This window comes from Streptomyces sp. CHD11 (genome assembly GCF_018638295.1).
GTDB lineage: Bacteria > Actinomycetota > Actinomycetes > Streptomycetales > Streptomycetaceae > Streptomyces.
On sequence record NZ_JABTTS010000037.1, the window covers coordinates 1 to 18,132 of the forward strand.

At 70.8% G+C, this 18,132-nt stretch carries 17 protein-coding genes and 1 pseudogene; 15 read left to right on the forward strand and 3 right to left on the reverse strand.

Features of this window, described 5'->3' with window-relative positions; translation table 11 throughout:
- On the reverse strand, positions 1–612 hold a 612-nt coding region (locus tag HTV45_RS29525), incomplete at its 3' end, for a thiamine pyrophosphate-binding protein (protein WP_251693043.1).
- Between the two features lie 560 nt (positions 613–1,172).
- Between HTV45_RS29525 and HTV45_RS29530 the strand changes: the two genes are divergently transcribed.
- Positions 1,173–1,490 (forward strand): hypothetical protein, encoded by a 318-nt coding sequence (locus tag HTV45_RS29530; protein ID WP_215209032.1) that lies wholly within the window; start codon positions 1,173–1,175, stop codon positions 1,488–1,490.
- Positions 1,491–2,170: 680 nt separating this feature from the next.
- The gene (locus HTV45_RS29535; RefSeq protein WP_308309783.1) at positions 2,171–2,602 is read left to right on the forward strand and encodes a PRC-barrel domain-containing protein; all 432 of its coding nucleotides are present in this window, start codon (positions 2,171–2,173) and stop codon (positions 2,600–2,602) included.
- Between the two features lie 75 nt (positions 2,603–2,677).
- Here the strand turns inward: HTV45_RS29535 and HTV45_RS29540 are convergent.
- Positions 2,678–2,974, reverse strand: a pseudogene (locus HTV45_RS29540) (transposase); the annotation flags it as partial.
- On the opposite strand from HTV45_RS29540, the gene mnhG reads away from it, so the two are divergent.
- The 13 genes from mnhG to HTV45_RS29605 all read left to right on the forward strand — a co-directional run bounded on the left by mnhG (position 2,966) and on the right by HTV45_RS29605 (position 17,249).
- Positions 2,966–3,370: a monovalent cation/H(+) antiporter subunit G gene (gene mnhG / locus HTV45_RS29545; protein ID WP_308309784.1), complete on the forward strand. Its 405-nt coding sequence runs from the start codon at positions 2,966–2,968 to the stop codon at positions 3,368–3,370. The pseudogene HTV45_RS29540 and the gene mnhG sit on opposite strands and share 9 nt — an antisense overlap.
- 461 nt (positions 3,371–3,831) lie before the next feature.
- Complete coding sequence (locus tag HTV45_RS29550; protein ID WP_215208963.1) at positions 3,832–4,839, forward strand: SDR family oxidoreductase; 1,008 nt, start codon at positions 3,832–3,834, stop codon at positions 4,837–4,839.
- A 378-nt stretch (positions 4,840–5,217) separates the two neighbouring features.
- Positions 5,218–5,628, forward strand: coding sequence for a four-helix bundle copper-binding protein (locus HTV45_RS29555; protein WP_215208964.1), 411 nt, complete (start codon positions 5,218–5,220; stop codon positions 5,626–5,628).
- Positions 5,629–5,921: 293 nt separating this feature from the next.
- Positions 5,922–6,272, forward strand: a complete 351-nt coding sequence (locus HTV45_RS29560; protein ID WP_215208965.1) for an NADH-quinone oxidoreductase subunit A — start codon at positions 5,922–5,924, stop codon at positions 6,270–6,272.
- Positions 6,263–7,702: a hypothetical protein gene (locus tag HTV45_RS29565; RefSeq protein ID WP_215208966.1), complete on the forward strand. Its 1,440-nt coding sequence runs from the start codon at positions 6,263–6,265 to the stop codon at positions 7,700–7,702. The genes HTV45_RS29560 and HTV45_RS29565 overlap by 10 nt, the downstream gene beginning before the upstream one ends.
- Positions 7,695–8,624, forward strand: a complete 930-nt coding sequence (locus HTV45_RS29570) for an NADH-quinone oxidoreductase subunit H (RefSeq protein WP_215208967.1) — start codon at positions 7,695–7,697, stop codon at positions 8,622–8,624. Before HTV45_RS29565 ends, HTV45_RS29570 begins: the two co-directional genes overlap by 8 nt.
- Positions 8,625–8,645: 21 nt before the next feature.
- Positions 8,646–9,215 carry an NADH-quinone oxidoreductase subunit J gene (locus tag HTV45_RS29575; RefSeq protein WP_215208968.1) on the forward strand — a complete coding sequence of 190 codons (570 nt, stop codon included), beginning with the start codon at positions 8,646–8,648 and terminating at the stop codon, positions 9,213–9,215.
- Positions 9,212–9,517 carry an NADH-quinone oxidoreductase subunit K gene (locus HTV45_RS29580; RefSeq protein ID WP_215208969.1) on the forward strand — a complete coding sequence of 102 codons (306 nt, stop codon included), beginning with the start codon at positions 9,212–9,214 and terminating at the stop codon, positions 9,515–9,517. Before HTV45_RS29575 ends, HTV45_RS29580 begins: the two co-directional genes overlap by 4 nt.
- On the forward strand, positions 9,514–11,463 hold the full coding sequence (locus tag HTV45_RS29585) for an NADH-quinone oxidoreductase subunit L (RefSeq protein ID WP_215208970.1): 1,950 nt from the start codon (positions 9,514–9,516) through the stop codon (positions 11,461–11,463). The genes HTV45_RS29580 and HTV45_RS29585 overlap by 4 nt, the downstream gene beginning before the upstream one ends.
- 4 nt (positions 11,464–11,467) lie before the next feature.
- Positions 11,468–12,973 carry a NuoM family protein gene (locus tag HTV45_RS29590; protein WP_215208971.1) on the forward strand — a complete coding sequence of 502 codons (1,506 nt, stop codon included), beginning with the start codon at positions 11,468–11,470 and terminating at the stop codon, positions 12,971–12,973.
- Positions 12,970–14,406, forward strand: coding sequence for an NADH-quinone oxidoreductase subunit N (locus tag HTV45_RS29595; protein WP_215208972.1), 1,437 nt, complete (start codon positions 12,970–12,972; stop codon positions 14,404–14,406). Before HTV45_RS29590 ends, HTV45_RS29595 begins: the two co-directional genes overlap by 4 nt.
- A gap of 218 nt (positions 14,407–14,624) precedes the next feature.
- Entirely contained in the window at positions 14,625–14,903 is a 279-nt protein-coding gene (locus HTV45_RS29600; RefSeq protein ID WP_215208973.1) for a heavy-metal-associated domain-containing protein, read from the forward strand.
- Positions 14,904–14,990: 87 nt separating this feature from the next.
- Positions 14,991–17,249, forward strand: coding sequence for a cation-translocating P-type ATPase (locus HTV45_RS29605; RefSeq protein ID WP_215208974.1), 2,259 nt, complete (start codon positions 14,991–14,993; stop codon positions 17,247–17,249).
- Between the two features lie 417 nt (positions 17,250–17,666).
- Here the strand turns inward: HTV45_RS29605 and HTV45_RS29610 are convergent, their stop codons facing one another.
- Positions 17,667–17,804: a transposase gene (locus tag HTV45_RS29610; protein ID WP_215208975.1), complete on the reverse strand. Its 138-nt coding sequence runs from the start codon at positions 17,802–17,804 to the stop codon at positions 17,667–17,669.
- Positions 17,805–18,132: the final 328 nt, after the last annotated feature.

The following is an 18,132-nucleotide window of genomic DNA, read 5'->3' on the forward strand; positions in this document are numbered from 1 at the left end:
CGCGGTCACGGTGCGCTTGGCGTACGCGGTGCGGAAGGCACGGTCGATCAGGTTCGGCAGCTGTTCGGGGACCATGGCCGTCTCGCAGAAGTCCGAGGCGACGTCCTTGTAGAGACTCGCGAGGTCCACTTCCTGCTGGTAGGAGCCGCCCATGGCGCTGCGGTCGGTCTGCCCGATCAGCGCCACGACGGGGACGTGGTCCAGTTTGGCGTCGTAGAGCCCGTTGAGCAGGTGGATCGCGCCGGGACCAGAGGTGGCGGCACAGACACCCACCCTGCCGGAGAACTTGGCGTACCCGACGGCCTGGAAGGCAGCCATCTCCTCGTGCCGGGCCTGGACGAACTTCGGCTTGTTGTCCGCCCGCCCCCACGCCGCCAGCAGACCGTTGATGCCGTCACCCGCATACGCGAAGACGTGGTCGACATCCCACTCGCGCAGCCGCTGGAGGANCATCTCCTCGTGCCGGGCCTGGACGAACTTCGGCTTGTTGTCCGCCCGCCCCCACGCCGCCAGCAGACCGTTGATGCCGTCACCCGCATACGCGAAGACGTGGTCGACATCCCACTCGCGCAGCCGCTGGAGGACGTAGTCGGACACCTTCGTGCTGGCCATGCAAACTCCGTTTCCGATCCCGTCAGTGAGCGACTGTCCCAGTGCCCCGGTCCGGGGTGCGCACAGGGGCGCGCGAGGCACGTCCTTCGATGGGTAACCGTGCGGACAGGAGGGAAACGTCGCCCTCGCGAAGCCCGACCGGTGGCGCGGACGTCAGCCCCGGAGACCGGTCCGACACGGCGCGGTGGAACTGTGTGCTGCCTCAGGGACTTCGACTCCTCTGTCGGCATGGTCCGCGCGCTGGACACTCCAACAGATCCGCGCTGTTACGGATCCGAGTGGTCGTGATCACGGCAGCCCGGCTCCGGCCAGTGGACCGTGGCTCCGACATCGGCCACGAGAGTGAATAGGTGAGGTATGCGGCGTTGTCGGTGTGTCGCGTGGCATTCGCCCCCTGCCGGGTGGCGAAGAAGTGCCTTCCTGCCCATCCCGCTCGGCGGCCTGCGGTGGGTGTGACGCTGCGGTGACCGGATGCCGTGCGAGACGCGGACGGCTTCGCGGTGACGCGACGAAGACAGCAACCGACGTCGCGCCAGGGAACCGAGTTCGAGAGGCTGATCATGGGACATGGCGGAAACGTCATTCAGGAACTGACCACGGGCCACCGAGAGGTGGACTCGCTCTTCGAACAGATCGAGGCGCTGCCCGCAGGTGATCAGGGGCGGCGCGATCTGGCGGACGAGTTGACCATGGAGTTGATACGCCACTCGGTGGCGGAAGAGTTGGGTGAGAAGGTGCGGATGGCCAAGGAGACCGCGCCCACCCGACCACACCCCGCAGCGACCGACACGCCGCCCGCCAACAAGCTCCTCGCCCCGGGCGCCGGCATGGTCGACCGGCTGCGCGACATGCTCACCGGCCGCGGCCGACAGGGCTGACGGTACGCCGGACCGCCTCCGCCGTACCTGTCGCCTGCGCGTCGCCTGCGCAGGTGGGACGTTCTTGTTCCGCATGGAGGCCGTGTTGTCCGGTGCCGCCACCGTTCCACGCGATGAAGCCGCAGTTCGTCACGCCACCAGACGGCCCGCGCCGGAAACGGAGTCCGTCCGTGTCACAGAAGGTCGTCGTTGCTGCGACGTCAGCGGCCCGCCCCGAGCACGGTTGTTGATCAGCGCGCTTCAGCCTGCCCACCGTTCCCACAGCGTGTCTCAGAGGGTATCGAGTGAGCCTCCGCGCCGTGGTCCATCAACAGTTCGTCCGGAGGTACGGCGATCAGTTTCGGCGCCGGTACTCACTGCTGCGGATCAGGACGGACCCGGTCGGCCTCTCCAGGATGGAGTTCGCGCCGAGAAGCCACAGTCCCTCTCTCGACCAGGAGATCTCCGTGAGAACCGCCCCACAGCAGGCCCGCCGGGAGGCGCCGCCAGCCGCCTGCCACTGGTCTAGACGGCGATGGTGCGGGTCGGGCGTAAGCGCCGGAGGCCCGTCTCACGTGGGCACAGCTGCGCTCGTGGGGTGTTCATGGGGGGAGTGACACTCGCTGCTATGGGCACGCGACACAGGACAATCGGACCGGAACACGGTATGAGGGCGCACCTGCGCCCGGGAAGGAAGAACCGTGGAGAATGCCCGTATACCCGCTCTCACCAAAATGAGCGACTCCGATCAGATGGTTGCCGCGCCGGAAGAGGACATCCGAGGCCGCTCGGTAGCTGCGGCAGACGGCGAGGAGCTGGGGAAAATAGACGACCTCCTGATAGACGGCGACGAGGGGAAAGTTCGCTTTTTCCTCGTTGAGCACGGTGGCTTCCTCGGCATCGGCCAGAAGAAGACATTCATCCCCGTCGATGCCGTCACGCGGATAACCGAAGACTGTGTCTTCATCGACCGGTCCGGGAAGCAGGTGACTGAGGCCCCGGCGTACGACCCCGATCTGATTGAAGAGAAGGAATATTTCGGCATGGTGTATTCCCACTACGGTTACACTCCGTTCTGGGGCGTGGGATATACGTACCCGCCCTATCCCTTCCCCCGGGGGACAGCGCGCTGATCGACCCGTGGCGACGGCGCTCCGCCCTGCTCGGCAGGGCGGAGCCGTTGACCGGGGGTGCCTCTATGTCTTCGGTCAAGCGAGGCGTGGGTTTCTGGGTTCGTAGAAGGTGGCCGTCGCGGAGCATCGCGAACAGCACGTTGATCCGTTGGCGGGCCAGACGGAGCAGTGCCTGGGTACGGTTCTTCCCGCGGGCCCGGCATCGGTCGTAGTAGGTGCAGGAGGCGGGATCGTGCAGCGCGGCGAACGCCGACAGGAACATCGTGCGTTTCAGTTGCCGGTTGCCGCCGCGAGGCGCGTGTTCGCCGTGGACCGAGGTCCCCGACGACTTGGGCGCCGGGGCAAGGCCGACGCAGGGGCCAGGTGGGCAGCGAGGACCACCGCGCTGAACACGGTCACCGCCGTCCTGCTTCCCCGGCGGGTGCGGCTTGCTGCCTGCCCGGTGCCCTGGGCCTGTTTCGCTTCCCGGACACCACCAGTCGTCTCCACGCGGCAGCCAAGGCGCAGACCCTCGGTCTGCTGCTCGTCCTCGTCGGAGCGGCCGCACAGATGCCCGGGCGCCACGCGCCGGTCCTGCTGCTCGTGGCTCTGTTCCAACTGTTCACCGCCCCGATCAGCAGCCAGATCATCGGCCGCACCGCCTACCGCACGCACGGCGTCGACCGCGACCTGCTCCTCCGCGACGAACTCGCGGACCGTCCCGCACGTGACGGCGTCTCCCTCCACGGACACGACCGTCCCCAGTGGGACGACGAGGCGGAACGCTGATCCCACGGCGAGTAACGGGCGTCGAACGGGACGGGGGTGCCAACCGCTACGGGCACGCTGTCCGAGGTCTCCGGGCACCCGGTGGCCGACGGCCGCGGCTCTTGGTCCCGCCTGTCCGACCGGCTTCCAGCCGGTCTTGCGCCGACGGACCGTGTGACCGCAGACCGGTCTGCCGGGCGGAGCACCGCTCACCTGTGCTCAAGCTGCTCACGGCCACTCGCCCGTCGGCCGGTGTCACCGCGCGCAGCGTCAGTCCCGGCATCCTCGCCGCGGCCACGGGCTGCCGGCCACGGCCCTTGCCGCTGTCCTCGTCACCGCCCTCGACCGTCTGCCCGGGGCCCGTCAGCCGGTGTGGAGTGAGCCCACCGCCGAACCGTCCGCGTCGTCGTACCCGTCCTCGCGGCTCGTTTTCAGGTGCCGAAACGCGGTACCTGACCGGCCCAGCGCAACGAGGAGTGCTCATGCAGCAGAAGCCGGAAACGGTCGTGGTGACGGGGGCCAGCGCCGGCATAGGCCGGGCGGCGGCCAGGATGTTCGCCGCACGCGGCGCCCGGGTAGTGCTGCTCGCCCGGGGCCGGGCGGGACTGGAAGCCGCGGCGGCCGAGGTTCGACAGACAGGTGGGCAGGCGCTGCCCATCGTCACCGATATGTCCGACCCCGACCAGGTGGAAGCGGCGGCCCGCCGCGCGGAGGAGGAGTCGGGGCCCATCGACGTCTGGGTCAACAACGCCTTCACCTCCGCGTTCGGTACCTTCATGGACCTGTCACCGGAAGAGTTCCTCCAGACGACCCGATCGACGTACCTGGGCTATGTGCACGGCACCCGGGCCGCCCTGGCCCGCATGCTGCCCCGCGACCGTGGGACCATCGTGCAGGTCGGTTCCGCGCTCGCCTACCGTGGCATTCCGTTGCAGAGCGCCTACTGCGGTGCCAAGCACGCCATCCAGGGCTTCACCGAGTCGGTGCGCTGCGAACTGCTGCACGACCGGTCCCGTGTGCGGATCACGATGGTGCAAATGCCTGCGGTCAACACTCCCCAGTTCACCTGGCTGCGCACGCGCCTGTCCCGGCACGCGCAGCCGGTGCCCCCGATATACCAGCCGGAGGTCGCCGCCCGCGCCGTACTGCGCGCCGCCGACCATCCCCGGCGGCGCGAGTACTGGGTCGGCGCCTCCACGGTGGCGACGCTGCTGGCCAATGCCGTGGTCCCCGGGCTGCTGGACCGCTATCTGGCCCGGACCGCCTTCGACTCGCAGCAGACGGACGCCCAGCCGTCGCCCGAGGGACCCGGCAACCTCTTCGCGCCGGCCGACGACACGGAGGACTACGGTGCGCACGGAGTCTTCGACGGCCAGGCGCACGCCCGCAGCCCGCAGTCGTGGGCGAGCCGCCACCGCATCGGACGCGCCGCGACCGCGGCCGGCCTCGCCGGGACGGGATACGCGCTGTTCCGCCGCATCAGGTCCTGAACCGCACGCATCGCCGGTGCTTTACCCCGGGGTATGGGTGTCGGCCAACCGCAAGACCGCCAGCCCTGGGAGCTATTCAGAGCGCTGGCGTCTGTTCGCAGCGTCGGCATGCCTCAGATCCTGGGGTGCGACGTGAGGGAGCCGATCGCCGCGAACCTTCGGTGCATCGTCTCCACGGCCGCCCCGCCGCCGTCCGACCCTGCCCCTTCATCTGCGGCTGTCGCCGTTGCCTCCGCTCGCGCCGGGTTCAATGCACCGCGACCGCGATCAGGGCCGAGCGGTGCTGACGGAGCACTCGGCGGTTTGCGGCGTCCGGCGTGGTGTTACCCCTACGTGGACGGCGTCAGCCGTCGCTGGACACCATGGGAGGTTGCTGTCGTGACCACTGCAGTCAAGGACCTGCTCGCCACGTATCCATCCGATCTGGGCGGGGTGGACCGGGAGAAGCTCGCCCGGTGTATCGAGGAATGCATCGCCTGTGCGCAGGCGTGTACCGCGTGCGCGGATGCATGCCTGTCGGAGGAGATGGTCAGCGAACTGACCAAGTGCATCCGTACGAACGCCGACTGTGCCGATATCTGCAACGCCACTGCCGCGGTCCTGTCCCGCCACACCGGCTACGACGCCAATATCACCCGCGCGATCCTCCAGGCGTGCGCCACCGTCTGCAAAGCCTGTGCCGACGAGTGCGGGCGCCACGCCGACCGGCACGACCACTGCCGCGTCTGCGCCGAAGCCTGCCGCCGCTGCGAACAGGCGTGCAATGACCTGATCGATTCCATGGGCTGACGTACTCCCCGCCCACTGCGCTGCACCGGGCGGACGGGGGCCGACTTCGGAGGGCGGCAGCCTGCGGGTCCCCAGCCCCGCCGGGTCGCGTCCGCGCGGACCGCACGCGAGTCGGCTCTCAAGCGGCCGGATGGGTCTCGAAGGAATCCCGCGGGTACGCAGCGGGCCAGTCATACCGCGAGGAGGCATTGCATGTCCGTGGGTGAGAGGACGTCGGCGCACGCGGCGCGCAACATCCGGACCCTGCCGGGCCGGTCCGGCCGTTCCGCCGCCGCCCGGGCTGGTGAGGGCGCATGAGCGGCACGGCAGCAGCGCTGTCGCTGCTCGGCATCGCCCTGATCACCGTCGGCGGCGTGTACGGGACGGCGTGGGCGATTCGGATCGGTTCCGGCGCGCTGGACGCGGCGCCGTTCGGATCGGGGCTGGAGCCCACGGAGCACGCGGTGAGCCGGTTTCACGTGCGCTGGTACACGGTGACGATGCTGTTTCTCGCCTTCGACATGGAGATGGTCTTCATGTATCCGTGGACGCGCGTGGTCTCCGCCATGGGGCCGAGCGCGGTGATCGAGATGTTCGTCTTCCTCGCCGTCCTGGTCACCGGGGTCGTCTACGCGTGGCGGGAGGGCGCGCTGCGATGGACCTGACCGCCCTGGCCCTGCGCGCCACCGCGGCGCGACCGCGCGTGCTGCTGGCGACTGTGCCGGGCGGGGCAGCGGTCCGGCTGGCCGCCGAACGCCTGCTGAGGTTGCGCGACTGGCCACAGGTGCCCACTCCGGCGCAGGCCGATCTCCTCCTCGTGGCCGGTCCCGAATGCCCGGAACTGCAGGCGGCGCTGGAGCGGCTGTGGCGGGACCTGCCCGCACCGCGCGCCCGGGTGCACGCCCGCACCGCTGACGACGTGGAGGCCGTGCTGGACGCCGGCCGTGCCCTCCTCGCTTCACCGGCCGTCCAGCACGAGTCGGCCGCGCCCCCGGCTGAAGCGGGCGGACACCAGGAGGGAGAACACGGCCCGCAGGAGCAGCACGAGGGTGATGACCAGGCTCCCGGCAACGGCGGTGAGGATGGCGAGCACGGGGAGGACGGCCGGGCGGACGACGCCCACGGTGGGCCCGACGGCGAGCACGCCCCGCACGATGCCGGCCAGGACAAGGAGGAAGAGCACGGTGACGGAGGTCAGGCCGACGACGGCCGGGACGCTGACGGTCACGGCGACAACGGGGGACACAGCGGTCATGACGGCGGTCATGACGGTCACGGCGGTGGGCAGACGGAGGTGCCGGGCGGGTTGCCGATGGCCGGGCAGGACGCGGACCGTGACGGCTTGACGCTGGACCAACTGCATGTGCCGTTGGGGCCGTTCCTGGCCGACTGGCCCGCGGGCCTGACGGTCCGTCTGGTGCTGCAAGGTGACGTTGTTCAGCGGGTCGGCGTCGACGAACCGGCAACGCCCGCCGCCGGTGGGGCGGCTGAGCCCTTCTGGGTGCAGCCGTGGTTGCGGGCGGCCTCCGGGGAGCCGGTGCCCGTGGGGGAGGCGGTGCGTCGGCGCGTGGCAGCGCGTCTCGACAGCCTGGGTCGGTTACTGGAGGTGGTGGGCTGGCCTGCCGAGGCGGTGCGGGCCCGGCGGCTGCGGGACGACCTGCTTTCCGGCGCGCCTCGTGCCGCGGTCGCGCATCGGCTGGAACGCTTCACTCACCGGGTCGGCCGGTCCCGCACCTTGGCGTGGCTGACGCGCGGCATCGGCGTCGTCACGGCACAGCAGGCGCGGGAGGCCGGGGTAGGGGGTCCGGCGGCGCGGGCCGGCGGGGATGTGACCGCCCGCTACCGGCAGTGGCTCACCGACGTCCGGTGTGACCTGCTGCGGCTGGAGGACTCCGCGCCTCTGGATGTGGCGGTGGAGGAGAGCCCGCGTGGTCTCTGGAGTGCCGGAGACCCGCCGTCGGCCGCCCTGATCGCGCTGTTGCCCCGGTCACTGGAGGGAGCCGAGCTGGCTGCGGCCCGCCTCGTCGTGGCCAGTCTCGACCCCGACCTGGACGAACTGGCCGCCCGCAGCGTGGTGGAGGTGGCGCGTGGTTGAGGCGGGGTCGTGGCGGACGCTGCTCGCTGCTCCGGGACTGCTGTGTGTCCTGGCGGCGTTGGCGGTGGCCGGGAACGCGGTGCTGGACGCGAGAAGCGCGGGCCGGCCCGTCGGCGTCGCCGGCGCGGTGCGACCGTTTCTCGGTGTGCCGCGGGCGCTGGTGGCGCAGCCGCGGCGGCTGCCGGCCCCGGACCGGCTGCTGTGGCGGACGGGTGTGGTGACCGTGCCGGTGGCCGCCGTGCTGTCGACGCTGGTCATCCCCTTCGGGGGCCATACGGTCGCCGACCTGTCGGTCGGGGTCGTGTGGTTCAACGCCATGGAGGTGCTGACCTGGGCCGGGCTGTGGCTGGCCGGTTGGGGGCCCAACGCCGCGTTCTCCCTGATCGGAGGGTATCGGTTCCTTGCTCAGGGCCTGGCCTATGAGCTGCCGCTGATGTTCGCGCTGATCTCGGCCGCCACCGGTGCCGAGTCGCTGCGGGTGGGTGACATCGCCGCCGCGCAGGACGGGCTGTGGTACGCGGTCTGGATGCCGGTCGCCTTCGCCGCCTATCTGGCCGGTGTGCTGGCGTTCAGCTTCCTGGGCCCGTTCGCCTATCCGGCGGGCCGCGACCTGGCCGGCGGTGTCCTGGGAGAGGTGTCCGGGGTGGACCGACTGTTGCTGGGGGCCGGCCGGTGGCTGTGGCTCGCGTCCGGCGCGGCCATGGCCGTGCCGCTGTTCCTGGGCGGTGGGGCCGGGCCCGGTTTGCCGGCCTGGGCATGGTCGCTGGTCAAGACGCTGCTGGTACTCGCTCTGCTGGTGTGGGGGCTGCGGCGGCTGCCGGTGATCCGCGCGGACCGGTACGTGGAGTTCGCCTGGGTGGTGCTCATCCCGCTGACGATCGTGCAGGCCCTGGTACCGGCTCTGGTGAACCTCAACCGATAGGAAACAGGGAGGGATCACGTCATGGGCACGACCGACACCGTGCTGCTGGTGGCTCTGGGGGTGCTCGCCCTGGTCTTCGGCGTGCTGGTGTTCACGCTGAACTCGATGGCCCGGGTCACCTTCTCCCTGCTGGCGTCCCTGGTCTGCGTCGGCGGCGTCACGGCCGTACTCGGCCTGCCCTATCTGGGTGTGGTCATCGTGCTGATGATGGTCATGGAGATGGTGATCATGGCCGTGTTCATGATCGCCTACATGATGAACCCGGCCGGTCTGATGCCGATGTCGATGCTGCACAACAAGCGCGGCGCCCTCACCATCAGCGGCGTCGTCTTCGCGGCGCTGGTCGCCGGGATCTTCCTCGTGTCATGGCCGGACCGCACCGCGCCCCGGCCCGGGGACACGACCTTCCAGGTCGGCAGGGCGCTGATGGCCGAACAGATGCTGACCATGGTCATTCTCGGGTTCGTGCTGCTGGCGACCATGGTCGGTGCCACCGTCCTCGCCACGCACCGGGGCCGTTACGACCGCTTCGGCGACGACCTCGACCAGCGGCCGGCCAAGGACCCGGCTGGCGGAGGGGTGGGCCGGTGACCTTCGAACTGATCCTGGTGCTGGCCGCGGGCCTGTTCTCCACCGGCCTTTTCGGTGCGCTGTCCCAGCAGTCCATCGTCATGATCATGATGGGGATCGAGCTGATGATCGGCGGCGTCATCGTCGCGGCCGCCGCTTTCTGGCACTTCCTCGCCCCCGGGGCGCCGAGCGGCCAGGTGGTGATCGTGGCGGCCGTGGTCGCGATGGCGGTGGAGATGGCCATGGGCTTCGCCGTGACCACCGCGATCTACCGCGTCCGCCAGGTCGACATGACCGACATGGCCGGCGAGCTGAAGGGATGAGCGTGGTGATCTGGCTGCTGATCTCCCTCCCCCTCGGCGCGGGAGCAGTCCTGGGCGTGACGGGGGCTCGCTACAACCGGCTGGTTCCCGCCCTGGGCGTGGCCGTGGCCGTGGCGACGCTCGGTGTGGCCGTCGCCGCCTCGATGACCCGGCCCCAGACGAGTGCGTCGCTGTTCGCCGGGCTGCGGGCGGGTCTGGCCGTGGACGGGCTGTCCGCATTCATGGTGGTCACCGTGGGGGCAGCCACCACCGCCGTCCTGGTCTTCGCCGCAGGCGAGTTCGGACCGGACGAGAACCGGGGGCGCTTCTTCGGGCTGATGCTGGTCTTCTCCGGGTCCATGCTGGCCACGGTCACGGCGACCACACTGCCGTTGCTGCTGATGGCCTGGGAGGTGATGGGTGCCACCAGCTGGGCGCTGATCGGCTACTGGTGGCGCCGGCCGGAGCGGGCACGGGCAGCGGACGTCGCGTTCCTCACCACCCGTGCCGCCGACCTCGGCCTGTACCTGGCCGCCGGTGCGGCGATGGCCGGCGGTGCCGGCTCGCTGGACCTTCAGGCTCTCCCGGACGCCACCTCGCCGTGGCTGCATGTGGTCACCGGGGGTGTGGTCGTGGCCGCGCTGGGCAAGTCGGCGCAGCTGCCGTTCTCGTTCTGGCTGTCGCGGGCCATGCAGGGTCCGAGTCCGGTGTCGGCGCTGCTGCACTCGGCGACCATGGTCGCCGCCGGCGCCTACCTGCTGCTGCGCCTGCATCCGCTGCTGGCCGCCACCGGCTGGGCCGGCCCGCTGGTGGCCTGGACCGGTGCCGTCACCGCACTCTGCCTGGGCGTGGTCGCCGTGGCCCAGCGGGATCTGAAGCAACTGCTCGCGGCGTCCACCTCCTCCCAGCTCGGGTTCATGGTGCTGGCCGCGGGCAGCGGCGGCATCGCCGCCGGCACCACCCAGCTCGTCGCGCACGCCGCCACGAAATCAGGGCTGTTCCTTGCCGCCGGTGCCTGGCTGACCGCCCTCGGCACCAAGCAACTGCCGGCCCTGCGCGGCGCCGCCCGCACCCAACGCCTGGTCGGCGCCACTTTCGCCGTCGGCGCGCTGACACTGGCCGGGCTGCCGCCGCTGTCGCTGTGGGCGGCCAAGGACGAGGTGCTCGCCTCCGCGCTCGCCGAAAGCACCGGCCTGTACGCCGTGGGGCTCGCGGCGGCCGCCGTCGCCGCCGTCTACAGCGTCAAGGCCCTGTGGTATGTCACCCGGTCGCTGCCCGACGACCCGGCGGCCGGCTACGACACCGAGCGGGACGGCACCCGGCGTACCGCCCGCACGACCCCTGCCCCGCTGCTCGCTCTCACCTTCGCCGCCGCCGCGCTGGGAGTGCTGGCCCTGCCCGGGCCCGCGTCCTGGCTGAAGCGGCTGGTCGGGGCGCCGGGCGAGCCCTCGCCGAAGCCGTGGGAGCTGGGCCTGAGCGCCGGTGTCGCGTTCGCCGCCTCGGGCCTGGCCTGGTGGTGGGCCTCCCGCCCGGCGCCCGTGCCGCGTCCGGTGGTGCGGTGGGCGCGCGGATGGCTGCACCTTGAGCGGGCCGCGCTCGCGGTGGTCGTGCGGCCCGTCCTGGGGCTGGCGCGGGCGCTGGCCGTCTTCGACGACCGCGTCGTCGACGGCGCGGTACGCCAGGTCGCGCGCGGCGGGCTCGCCACGGCCAGGATCGCCGCCCGAGTGGACGACGCCGGCATCGACGCCGCGGTACGGCAGACCGCCCGCGGCGGGCTCGCCGGCGCCCGGCTCGCCGGTCGGCTGGACGACGACGGCATCGACGCCGCCGTGGACGCGGTCGCCGCCGGCGCCCGCGGTCTGGGCCGGGCGGCGCGCCGGCCACAGACCGGGCTGCTGCACCAGTACTACGCCCAGGCCGCCGTGGGCTTCGCCGTACTCGTCCTGATCGTGCTGTTGGTGAGGTAGCCCTGTGCTGAGTGTCATCACGTTCCTGCCCCTGCTGGCCTGCGTGCTCCTGCTGCTCCTGCCACGGGTGCTCTCCGACAGGACGTACATCCGGGTGTGGATCGCCACGGCCGCCGTCGACCTCGCACTGGTCGTCGCCGTCTGGATCGACTTCGAACCGGGGGAGGGGATGCAGTACCAGCAGCGGGTGCGGTGGATCCCCAGCGCCGGGGTCGGCTACCACGTAGGCGTCGACGGCCTGTCCCTGCCCCTGGTCGCGCTGACCTGCCTGCTGTTCCTCGCCGTTGCCGTGTACTCGCTCAAGGAACGGCGGCGGGTGCGCAGTTACGTGTGCCTGTTCCTGTTCCTGCAGACCGTCAGCCTGGGCCTGTTCGTCGCCCAGGACCTGATCCTGTTCTTCGTCTTCTTCGACCTGTCCATCGTCGGCATGTTCTTCGTGATCGCCGGATGGGGCCACGGCGAGCAGGGCAGGGCGGCGGCGCTGAAGTTCTTCCTCTACACCTTCATCGGCTCACTCGCCCTGCTGCTCGGCTTCATCGGCCTGTACCTCGCCGCCGAACCCCACACCTTCGACCTCGTCGACCTCACCCGCGCCAACCCGCTCGCCGGCCGCGGCCCGTACGCCGGCCTCGTGCTGCTGGCCATCGGCCTCGGACTGGCGGTCAAGACCCCGACCGTGCCGTTCCACACCTGGCTGCCGCCCGCCCACACCGACGCCCCCGCCGCCGGCTCGGCGATCCTCGCCGGGATCCTGCTGAAGATGGGCACCTACGGTTTCGTCCGCATCGCCATGCCCCTGCTGCCGGGCAGCTGGCGCCAGTACGCCCTGATCATCGTCGTCGTCGGCGCCGTCTCCGTGGTCTACGGGGCGCTGGTCGCCCTGGCGCAGACCGACTTCAAACGGATGATCGCCTACACCTCGGTCAACCACATGGGCTACGTCATCCTCGCCATCGGTGCCGCCGGGACGCTGGCCGGTACCGACGCCCAGGCCCGCTCCCTCGCGGTCACCGGGGCGGTCACCCAGATGGTCAGCCACGGCCTGATCACCGGCGCTCTGTTCCTGCTGTCCGGCGTGCTCTACGACCGGGGGCGGACCTACACGATCGACGCCTACTCCGGTCTGGCCGCGCACACCCCGCGGTTCGCCGGCGTCACGGCCGTCGCGGCGTTCGCCAGCCTCGGCATCCCCGGATTCTCCGGGTTCATCGCCGAGTTCCAGATCTTCACCGGTTCCCTGGCCTCCCAGGCGATCGCCACCGCCATCGCCCTGACCGGCATCCTGATCACCGCCGCGCTGTTCCTGCGCGCCCTGCGCTCGGTGTTCCTCGGCATCCCGCGACTGCCGCAGACCATCCCCACCGGCGGCATCAGCGACCTCGAACGCACCGAGACCGTCCCGACGGTGACGCTGCTGGCGGTGGCGCTGGTGATCGGCGTCGTGCCGCGCTGGCTGCTGGACGTCATCGAACCCGCCAGCCGCACGGTGATCGAACTGGTGGCCCGGTGAACGAGAACCTCACCGCTCTCGTCCCCGAACTCGCCCTCCTCGGCACCGCCGTCATCGGCCTGCTCGCCGGTTCCTGGCTGCCCCGCCGACGACAGTGGATCATCGCTGTCCTGGCGGCAGCCGCCTGTACGGCCGGTCTGGCCGCCACCGGCGTCACCATGGCCACCGACCGCGAACAGACCGTCTTCGCCCACGCGTTCGCCATCGACACCGCCACCGACTTCGGCCGCCTGACCGTCCTCGGCGCCCTGCTCTTGATCTTCGGCATGTCCGTGGAAACCGTCCGCGGCCACAAACGCGAAACCGAATACTGGGTGCTGCTCCTGCTCACCGGGGCCGGCACCCTCGCCCTGATCGGCGCGAACGACCTGCTGACGCTGTTCGCCGCCTACCTGCTCGCCAGCATCCCCGCCTACGCCCTCACCGCCTACGCCAAGGACGAACACGGCACCGAAGCCGCCCTGAAGTACTACCTGATGGGCGCCCTGCTCGGCACCGTCATGCTCGCCGGCACCGCGCTCCTGTACGCGGCCGGCCACGCCACCCTCTACCGCGAACTGAACAGCACGCTGCCCACCGCCGCCTACGGACCGGTCGCTGTCGGGCTCATCGGCGTCCTGGCCGGCCTCCTGTTCAAAGCGGGGGCGGTCCCCGCGCACTTCTGGGTCCCCGACGTCACCGACGGCGCCCCCACCCCCGTCGCCGCCTACGTCACCACCCTGCCCAAGATCGGCGGCCTGATCGCCGGCTACCGCCTGCTCCACCAGGCCCTGCCCGGCACCGACGTCAACTGGCCCCTGCTCCTGGCCGTCATCGCCGCCGTCACCATGACCCTGGGCAACCTGGCCGCGTTCTTCCAGACCTCGGTCAAACGCCTGCTCGCGTACTCCACCATCAGTCAGGTCGGCTACCTCCTGATGGCCCTGGCCGTCGCCACCCGCACCGACCTCGCCCAGAAGAGCCTGCTGTTCTATCTCGCCGCCTACGCCGCCACCAATCTCGCCGCCTTCGCCGTCGTCACCGAACTCCCGCACGCCCGCACCCTCGACGACTACCGCGGCCTCGCCCGCCGCCACCCCGGCCTCGCCGCCGTCCTCGTCGTCTGTCTCCTCGGCCTGGTCGGCACCCCGCCCACCGGCGTCTTCCTCGGCAAACTGGAGATCTTCAGCGCCGCCGTCGACGGCGGCTTCGCCTGGCTCGCCGCCCTTGCCGTCGCCAACACCGTCGCTTCCCTCTTCTACTACCTGCGCTGGCTCGCCCCCTTGTTCCGGCTCACCCCCGCCGAGCCGTCGGCGACCGCCACCGCCACCGCCACCGCCGTCTCCTGCCGCTGGTCCGCGGCCACCGCCTACACCGCAGGCGCCGCCTCCCTCGTCCTCGGCGTCGCGGGCGGGGCCGTCCTCCCGCTCACCACGGGACCACTCCTGCCCTGACTTGGGCTGAGCGGCTGCGCGCCGGGGCCTTGACCCCATGTCGTGCCCTGTCTTCGGTGGTGCCGCTTCTGATGGAACCGACGCCGACTATATACCCCAGGGGGGTAGGAGTAAGTAGTTCCCGTCGACGCTTGCCAGGTATACCCCGTGGGGGTATACCTGGTGAAGCGACAGAGGTACCCCCCTGGGGGTACAAGACGACTCATCGAGGAGGAAACATGTCCTGCTGCACCCCTGACGGAAGCTGCTCCAACGGCGTCACCACGGCCACCGCCACCGCGGGCGCCACCATCGTCTACGACGTCTCCGGAATGACCTGCGGGCATTGCAAGGCCACGCTCACCAAGGAGATGGGTGCCGTGGACGGTGTGCTGGCGGTCGACGTCGACCTGGAGGCCGGCCAGGTCACCGTCACCACGGCGGGCGAGCCCGACGACGCGCTGCTGGCCGAGGTCGTCGACGACGCCGGCTACGAGCTCACCGGCCGCGCGGCCTGACGGGCCCGCACACCGGCCGGGCCCGTCCACGGGCCGGCCACCTTCCCTCAGCTCTTCCCTATGCTCTGATCAGCCCGAGGAGTAGTGATGACCACCACTGTCCCCGACTCGGCCGAGGTAGAACTCGCCATCGGCGGCATGACCTGCGCCTCGTGCGCCGCCCGGATCGAGAAGAAGCTCAACCGGATGGACGGGGTCACCGCCACGGTCAACTACGCGACGGAGAAGGCCAAGGTCAGTTACGGCGGTGGCGTGTCCGTACCGGAGCTGATCGCCACGGTCGAGGCGACCGGATACACGGCCCGCGAGCCCGAGCCGGTACGCGCCGAGCCCACGTCGGGACCGGAGCTTGCGCAGGCCGCCGACGAGCTGCTGCCGCTGAGGGAGCGGCTGGTCACCGCCGTGGTGCTGGCCGTCCCGGTCATCGCGATGGCGATGGTGCCAGCGCTGCAGTTCGAGTACTGGCAGTGGCTGTCGCTGACCCTGGCGGCGCCCGTCGTGACCTACGCCGCCTGGCCCTTCCACAAGGCCGCCTTCACCAACGCCCGGCACGGTGCGGCGACCATGGACACACTGATCTCGGTGGGCACCTCGGCGGCGTTCCTGTGGTCGCTGTGGGCGCTCTTCCTCGGCACCGCCGGCACCCCCGGCATGACGCACCCCTTCGAGCTGACCATCGCCCGCAGTGACGGCGCCGGGAACATCTACCTGGAGGCCGCCGCAGGCGTCACCGTCTTCATCCTGGCCGGCCGCTACTTCGAGGCCCGTTCCAAGCGCAAGGCGGGGGCCGCGCTGAAGGCGCTGCTGGAACTGGGCGCCAAGGACGTCACCGTGCTGCGCGGAGGCCGTGAGGAGCAGCTCCCGGTCGGTGAACTGAGGGTCGGGGACCGATTCCTGGTCCGCCCGGGGGAGAAGATCGCGACCGACGGCGCGGTCGTCGAGGGCACCTCGGCCATCGACGCGTCGATGCTCACCGGTGAGTCGGTGCCGGTGGAGGTCGGCGTCGGTGACGCGGTCACCGGTGCGACGGTGAACGCGGGCGGCCGTCTGGTGGTCGAGGCCACCCGGGTCGGCGCCGACACGCAGCTCGCGCGGATGGCGAAGCTGGTGGAGGACGCGCAGAACGGCAAGGCCGCCGCCCAGCGGCTCGCCGACCGCATCTCCGGTGTCTTCGTCCCCGTCGTCATCGCCCTGGCGCTGGCCACCCTCGGATTCTGGATCGGCAACGGCTCCGGACTGACGGCCGCGTTCACCGCCGCCGTGGCGGTCCTGATCATCGCCTGCCCCTGCGCCCTGGGCCTGGCCACGCCGACCGCGCTGATGGTCGGCACCGGGCGCGGCGCCCAGCTCGGCATCCTCATCAAGGGCCCCGAGGTGCTGGAGTCCACCCGCAAGGTCGACACCATCGTCCTGGACAAGACCGGCACCGTCACCACCGGCCGCATGACCCTGCTCGCCGTCCACACCGCCGACGGCACCGACGAGACCGAGGTACTGCGACTCGCCGGCGCCCTGGAACACGCCTCCGAGCACCCGATCGCCCGCGCGGTCGCCGACGGAGCACTGGAGAAGCTGGGTGCGCTGCCCGCGCCCGAGGACTTCGCCAACATCCCCGGTCTGGGCGTTCAGGGCATCGTGGACGGCCACGCCGTCCTTGTGGGCCGCGACAAGCTCCTCGCCGAGTGGGCCATGGAGCTGTCCGCCGGACTGGCACGGGCCAAGGCCGGCGCCGAGGACGCGGGCCGGACCGCGATCGCCGTCGCCTGGGACGGCGAGGCCAGGGCGGTCCTGGAGATCGCCGACGCCGTCAAGGGCACCAGCGCCGAAGCCATCGGCCGGCTGCGCGCCCTGGGCCTGACCCCGATGCTGCTCACCGGGGACAACACGGCCGTCGCCGAGGCGGTGGCGGCGGAGGTCGGCATTGCTCCCGAGCACGTCGTCGCCGAGGTCATGCCCGAGGACAAGGTCGACGTCGTCAAGCGCCTCCAGGACGAGGGCCGTTCGGTGGCGATGGTCGGCGACGGGGTCAACGACGCCGCCGCCCTCGCCCAGGCCGACCTGGGGCTGGCCATGGGCACCGGCACCGACGCCGCCATCGAGGCCGGCGACCTCACCCTCGTCCGCGGCGACCTGCGCGCCGCCGCCGACGCCATCCGGCTGGCCCGCAAGACCCTGGGCACCATCAAGTCCAACCTCTTCTGGGCCTTCGCCTACAACATCGCCGCCCTGCCACTCGCCGCAGCGGGACTCCTCAACCCGATGATCGCCGGCGCGGCCATGGCCTTCTCCTCCGTCTTCGTCGTCGGCAACTCACTGCGACTGCGGGGCTTCAAGGCCGCAAGCTGACAACCGCTTTGCCTCCGCATCCCGGACGAGGGGCGGGCCACTGGGTCCGCCTCTCGTCTCCATCGCGGGTGTCCCCGACGAAGGGCGGCCGTTCATGACACACGAGCGGCGCTGCCGCCGCACCCGTCGACGCTCCGCCCGGTCCGCCTCCCGCTTTTGCGACTGGGCCGTCTCCGGGTCGTTTGGCCCGGTTTTCGCTGGCCTCTTCTCCGCCGCAGCCTCCTCCAGCGCCGTCAGGGCCTTCGGGTCCACTATCATCCCGGCCGCGTCGTGGTGCGCACGCGGCACCGTGGAGTCCACGCTCACCAACGACATGTCCGCCTGGCCGCGTCGGGCGGCCTCGGCGATCATCCCCTCCATCAGCGCGACGAACACGCCCGCGTCCCGCCACTGGGCAAAGCGCTCGTAGACCGTCTGTCAGGCCCCGAACTCCTCCCGTGGCATCTCCCGCCACTGGCTGCCGGTCCGGAACCGCCACACCAAGCCCTTGAACTGCTCACGCGGCCGCTGCGGGTACGGGCCGTACTGTCCGACCGGCAGAAACGGCTCGGTCAACTCCCACTCGCTTTGGGGTCGGATGAAGCCCCAGGCTGCCCGGTGCGTTGAACGACTTCCATGTCGATGCAGAGGATGGCTCCGTGCTCAACGAAGTGCTTGCCTGGCGCATCGTCAGGTAAGTCAGCATCTGGTCAGCGTGAGTCCTCGCATTCTCCGAGGCAGGTGCTCGAGCGGGTCCTTGGACGGCGATGGCGCAACAGCCGGATACTACGCGGAAGCGCAGGTGGGGAACCTTCTTGCCCAAGAGGGATCGATGTTCCTCAGCATCTTCGAGTGCGAGGAGTGTCGGTGTACAGTGGACAACGCCCCTGACCTGCAGAAAGCA

Excerpts from the sequence above, each read along its gene's own strand:
- HTV45_RS29530 (WP_215209032.1), top strand. The coding sequence starts at position 1,173 with ATGGGACATGGCGGAAACGTCATTCAGGAACTGACCACGGGCCACCGA.
- HTV45_RS29550 (WP_215208963.1), top strand. The coding sequence starts at position 3,832 with ATGCAGCAGAAGCCGGAAACGGTCGTGGTGACGGGGGCCAGCGCCGGC.
- HTV45_RS29560 (WP_215208965.1), top strand. The coding sequence starts at position 5,922 with ATGAGCGGCACGGCAGCAGCGCTGTCGCTGCTCGGCATCGCCCTGATC.
- HTV45_RS29565 (WP_215208966.1), top strand. The coding sequence starts at position 6,263 with ATGGACCTGACCGCCCTGGCCCTGCGCGCCACCGCGGCGCGACCGCGC.
- HTV45_RS29575 (WP_215208968.1), top strand. The coding sequence starts at position 8,646 with ATGGGCACGACCGACACCGTGCTGCTGGTGGCTCTGGGGGTGCTCGCC.
- HTV45_RS29585 (WP_215208970.1), top strand. The coding sequence starts at position 9,514 with ATGAGCGTGGTGATCTGGCTGCTGATCTCCCTCCCCCTCGGCGCGGGA.
- HTV45_RS29600 (WP_215208973.1), top strand. The coding sequence starts at position 14,625 with ATGTCCTGCTGCACCCCTGACGGAAGCTGCTCCAACGGCGTCACCACG.
- HTV45_RS29605 (WP_215208974.1), top strand. The coding sequence starts at position 14,991 with ATGACCACCACTGTCCCCGACTCGGCCGAGGTAGAACTCGCCATCGGC.